We start from the raw sequence: 4,880 nt of genomic DNA, 5'->3' as shown, positions 1-4,880 counted from the left end.
GCGCCGGAGCCGCCGGGAGGCGGGGTGTAGGCACCCCGTGTGGGGGTCGTGGTTGCCACGGAGGGAGTCCTTCCCTGAAGGTTCTGGGCCGGGTATGGGGGCGTGGCAATCCAGGTGCCGAGCAGTGCTGATGCAGCGTCAGCGGATGATCGGTGCGGCACTGTGAGCGGGGCACGCTCCCCGGTTCGAAGATCTGTGGGGCGGGGATCCGGACACCGGACTGCGCAAGTCCGATGCCATACAGCCCGGCGGTAGATCCTTTCGTACAGTTGGTCGACTGCGGACAGCCACCGTGTCCGCAGTCGACCTGATGTGCCAGGCGGCAGCGACGTTCGTCAGCCGATGGCCTTGTCGATCGTTTCGGTCGCGTCCTTCCAGGCCTTGTCGGGCTTGGTGCCCCGCTGCTCCATGTTGTTGATCTGGGTGGAGATGGTGTCCTTGATCGTGCCGTCCTTCGGGCCGAGCACGGCCTCGGGGATGGACTTGGCCTCGTCGGCGTAGATCTGGCCGATCGGGGCATCGCTGAAGTACGGAAGCTTGGCGGTCTTCACGCTGGCCAGCTCGTAGGCCCCCTTGTTGGAGGGGAAGACACCGACGGCCTTGAACACGGCGGCCTGCTGCTCCGGAGCGGTCAGCCACTTGACCAGCTCGGTGGCCTCCTTGACGTGCTTGCCGCTCTTGGGCACGGCCAGGAAGGAGCCGCCCCAGTTGGCCGCGCTGGTGCCGGGCGCGCGGGTGATGTCCCACTTGCCCTTGTAGGCGTCACCACCGTAGTTCTGGATCTGGACGGACATCCAGGCCGGGCACACCACGGTGGCCACGCTGCCCTTGCGCAGCGCCGCCTTCCACGGGTCCTGGAACTGGGCCAGGCCATGGGTCAGGTGCTTCGACGCGGCCTCGGCGGCCAGGTTCCAGCCCTGCTTGACCGCCGGGTTCTCCTTGTAGATCGGCTTGCCGTCGGCGTCGTAGTACTGCTTCGTGGAGGAGCTGACGACCGCGTTGTACATGGCACTCGCGGAGTCCATGAAGTACGTGTCCTTGGGAGCCTTCGCCTGGTACTGCTCACCGAGCTTGAGGTAGTCCTCCCAGCCGCCCTGGACCTTCTTGGCGACCTCCTCGCGGTCGGTCGGCAGGCCGGCCTGCTGGAAGAGGTCCTTGCGGTAGCACAGGGACATCGGGCCGATGTCGGTGCCGGCGCCGATGACGGCGCCGTCCGTGGTGGTGGCCTGCTTCTCCTTCCAGGAGACCCAGTCGTTCACATCGATCGACTTGCTCAGGTCGGTGAACTTGTCGGCCTGGGTGCTGACGATCTCCGTGATGCGCCCGACCTCGATGCCCGTGACGTCACCGAGACCGCTGTTCGAGTTCAGGTGCTGAAGGAGCTTCGGGTAGTAGTCCTGCTCGTTCGCAGCGGTGTCTTCCTTGACCGTGATGTTCGGGTGCAGCTTGTGGTATTGCTCGAACAGGCCGGCTTCCTTGTAGCCGAACTGACCGAAGTCGGCCAGCGTGAGGGTGATGTTCCCGCCTGAGTCCGAGGCGTTCGAATCGTCGCCGTCGTCGCTGCTGCAACCGGTCAGCAGCAGGGCCGAAGCCGTCAGAACCGTCGTGGCCATGGCCGCTGCTCTGCGGCCACGACCGCCGCCAGTGCCAGTTATGCGCATTCCACTACTCCTTGTCCCAGTGGGAGCGGTGCCTCGGGAATCCCACCGCCGGGTGCGCGACGGTGCGGACCTGCCCTCTCGGTTCGAACAGCGGTGGGCCCGGCCGCGATGTGGCGAGGCGAACGTGCTGGTCGACGGGATGATGCAGGGAGAGGGAAGAGGCTGGCTGCCGGTATTTTCGGTCCACGTGGGAGACACCCAGCCAATCCGTGGGATCGTTCCCAAGTGCATGCGGAAGGCTTCCCCCCGGCATACCTGGTGTCAAGGCTTGAAAACGACGTCGTTGTGCGAATGTGCGGTTCACGTCACGTGGAGGTGTCCCGCGGGACACGTCACTTGCCCGCTCGGGCAGGAGATCTGTTCAGGTCACACACGGGTGTGACGTCGACGCTGCGAACTGTCGATCGATTCGTCAACGTCACTGCAAAATTTCTGGGCCGCATGCAGCGGCACTCGCGGAACACCGGAAGGTGAACGATGTCCCACGACGAACAAAAGCCCGGATCCGCCGACGTCCGGCGTCCGACGCTGGCGGAGGTGGCCGCGCGGGCCGGCGTCGGCCGCGGCACGGTCTCGCGGGTCATCAACGGGTCCCCCAACGTGAGTGACCATTCCCGGGCGGCCGTGGAGCGGGCGATCGCCGAGCTCGGCTACGTTCCCAACCTCGCCGCCCGTTCCCTGGTCACCCGCCGCACCGACTCGGTCGCTCTGGTCGTCCCCGACGCCGAGACACGACTGTTCTCCGAGCCTTATTTCTCAGGCATCATCCGAAGTGCTTCCGCCGAACTCGCCGACGCCGGCATGCAGTTGCTGCTGGTTCTGGTCCGTGACGACGAGGAGTACACACGGCTCGCCTCGTATCTGAGCGCACGGCGGGTGGACGGTGTGCTGATGGTCGCGGTGCACTGTGACGACACGCTCCCCGACCTGCTCGACGAGCTTGCCGTGCCGACGGTGCTGGCTGGACGGCGCAGCCATCGCGAGACTCTCGGACACGTCCGCGCGGACAACAGCAGTGGTGCCCGGATCGCGATCCGGCACCTGCTGGACAGGGGCTGCCGGACCATTGCCACCATCACGGGGCCGCTGGGCATGGACGTCGCCCGCGCGCGGCTCGACGGATACTGCGATGCCCTGGAGAGTTCGGGCGTCGCCGTCGACGAAGCTCTGATCGCACAGGGCGACTTCACGGAGGAGGGCGGACGTGCGGCCATGCGCGAACTCCTGCAGCGACGCCCCGAACTCGACGCAGTCTTCGCGGCATCCGATGTGACGGCCTCCGGGGCGGTTCTGGAACTGCGCGCATCGGGGCGACGGGTGCCGCACGACGTCGCCGTCATCGGCTTCGACGACTCGATCGTGGCCCGGCACATCGATCCTCCGCTGACCAGCGTCCGGCAGCCGATCGAGGAGATGGGCCGCACCATGGCAAGCCTTCTTCTGGACGAGATCGCCCACCGGGGCAAGGGCCGTCGGGAAGTGGTTCTTCCGACGCAACTGGTCGTGCGAGAGTCGGCTTGACCACCTTGGGCACCACCCCCGGGGCAGACCAGCCTGTGCACGATGTTCTCGCGCGAGCGGCGCCGTTCCGGTGAAGCGACGCCGTCGTTGCAGAGCGCTGCTCTCGTTGGTGTGCAGTGCTCTGGATTTTGGGACGCTGCCGTCCATGGGCAATGCCGCAGAAGGCGCCCGTGCCCGAGCGAGGATCGAAGTCACCGCTGCCATCAAGAACGAGGCGCGCAGACAACTCGCGGCAGAGGGTTCGGCGAAGCTCTCGCTGCGCACGGTGGTCCGCGAGCTCGGCATGGTCGCCTCCGCGCTCTATCGCTACTACCCCAGCCGCGACGACCTGCTCACCGCGCTCGTCATCGACGCCCACAACTCCCTTGGCGAGACTGCGGAGGCAGACGAGGCGGCGGCCGCGGGCGCGGGACCGGTGCGACGCTGGATCGCCGTGTACGAGGCGGCGCGAGACTGGGCGCTCACGAATCCGCATGAGTACGCGCTCATCTTCGGCACACCCTTCCCCGGGCGCCCCGCGCCCGACCCGGTCTTCACCGCCGCCGCCCGCGTCGGTCTCGTCCTCATGGGCGTCGTGCGCGACGCCCATGGGAGCCCGGGCGTGATCGAACCACCGTTGACCGCCGAGCTGCGGCCCGAAGCGGTGCGGATGGCCGCCGACCTCGCCTTCGACCCCCCACCCGAGACCGTGGTGGCGCTCGTGGCCGTATGGGCGCAGTTGTTCGGGCTGGTCGGGTTCGAGTTGTCCGGCCGGTTCAACGGGCTCGTCGAGGAACGCGAGGCGTTCTCCAGGCACGCCGTGTCCCGGCTCGCCCACGCCGTAGGCCTGGTGTAACCGCAGGAGTGCAGGTCGACCCCGGTCGGCTGACACCCGGCCGGCCGCCCTGCCGCGGGGCGGGGTCCGACGTGCTGCGACTTCCGTGGCGGTGGCCCGTGCCGCCTGACCCTTCGAAACCGCCGGCAGGTGAGCAGCCTGCCTCTTCGGGCAGAAATGTCTGCACGCACGGGCCGTTGACCGGTACTCGGACTCGCGTCTACTGTCCGGCGGCATGAACTTCCGGGGACGGCGCGGAAACCTGCGAGAGGCGGACGGCAACAGGATCGAGAAGCAGATCATCGACACCTGAGTCGCGCCGCGGAGGGTGTCGAGCACGGCCCTGACGGCGGGCACCTTGTTGAACGGTCGGGATCCGCCGGCCCCGCGCCGATGGCGGCAACACCCGCAATGGACAGGTTCATGGACGGCACGGCCGGGGGGCAGCACCCGCCTCCTGACAGTGTGGTCGACGGAATGCTGCCTTCTCCGGCGTTACGGGCACTCAGCGGGAAGCCAGCAGGTTGTCCAGCTCGGCTGCGAACAGCTGGGCTGGGTCGAAGTCCATTCCGGTGAACTGGCCGGCGAGCTCCAGGGAGAGGACGCCGTGCAGGCGGGTCCAGAAGGTCAGGGCGCGGCGCAGGACTGGGGCGGATTGCCCGCCGCCCCAGCCGCCTCGGTGCTGGGCGAGGTGCGCGTCGAGTGCCGTCTCCGCACCGTCCGCGGGGACAGCCGCGCAGGCATCGAGCAGGACGGCCATGATGTCGGTGGCGATCGCGGTGGTGTCGCCAGGTGCGCGGTAACCGGGCACCGGTGTGCCGTACATGAGGAAGTACCGCTGCGGGTCGTCGAGCGCCCAGCGCCGCAGTGCGTGCGCCAGTTCC

General features: G+C 67.8%; 4 protein-coding genes. 2 read left to right on the top strand and 2 right to left on the bottom strand.

What is annotated here, in order from left to right; genetic code table 11:
* Window positions 1–335 precede the first annotated feature (335 nt).
* Window positions 336–1,661, bottom strand: a complete 1,326-nt coding sequence (locus tag IE318_RS43920) for an ABC transporter substrate-binding protein (RefSeq protein WP_189908423.1) — start codon at window positions 1,659–1,661, stop codon at window positions 336–338.
* Between the two features lie 477 nt (window positions 1,662–2,138).
* Here IE318_RS43920 and IE318_RS43915 point away from each other — a divergent pair, with 477 nt between their 5' ends.
* Together IE318_RS43915 and IE318_RS43910 are read left to right on the top strand one after the other, a co-directional pair.
* Window positions 2,139–3,182 carry a LacI family DNA-binding transcriptional regulator gene (locus IE318_RS43915; RefSeq protein WP_189908422.1) on the top strand — a complete coding sequence of 348 codons (1,044 nt, stop codon included), beginning with the start codon at window positions 2,139–2,141 and terminating at the stop codon, window positions 3,180–3,182.
* Between the two features lie 145 nt (window positions 3,183–3,327).
* Window positions 3,328–4,017 carry a TetR/AcrR family transcriptional regulator gene (locus IE318_RS43910; RefSeq protein ID WP_189908421.1) on the top strand — a complete coding sequence of 230 codons (690 nt, stop codon included), beginning with the start codon at window positions 3,328–3,330 and terminating at the stop codon, window positions 4,015–4,017.
* Between the two features lie 484 nt (window positions 4,018–4,501).
* Here IE318_RS43910 and IE318_RS43905 read toward each other — a convergent pair.
* Window positions 4,502–4,880 (bottom strand): TetR-like C-terminal domain-containing protein (locus IE318_RS43905; RefSeq protein WP_189908420.1); only part of this gene is annotated, 379 nt, incomplete at its 5' end.

This window comes from Streptomyces spiralis (assembly GCF_014654675.1).
Lineage (GTDB): Bacteria > Actinomycetota > Actinomycetes > Streptomycetales > Streptomycetaceae > Streptomyces > Streptomyces spiralis.
The sequence above is the reverse complement of the archived record's forward strand: the minus strand, read 5'-3'. Positions and strand labels throughout refer to the sequence as shown.

Excerpts from the sequence above, each read along its gene's own strand:
- IE318_RS43910 (WP_189908421.1), top strand. The coding sequence starts at position 3,328 with ATGGGCAATGCCGCAGAAGGCGCCCGTGCCCGAGCGAGGATCGAAGTC.
- IE318_RS43920 (WP_189908423.1), bottom strand. The coding sequence starts at position 1,661 with ATGCGCATAACTGGCACTGGCGGCGGTCGTGGCCGCAGAGCAGCGGCC.
- IE318_RS43915 (WP_189908422.1), top strand. The coding sequence starts at position 2,139 with ATGTCCCACGACGAACAAAAGCCCGGATCCGCCGACGTCCGGCGTCCG.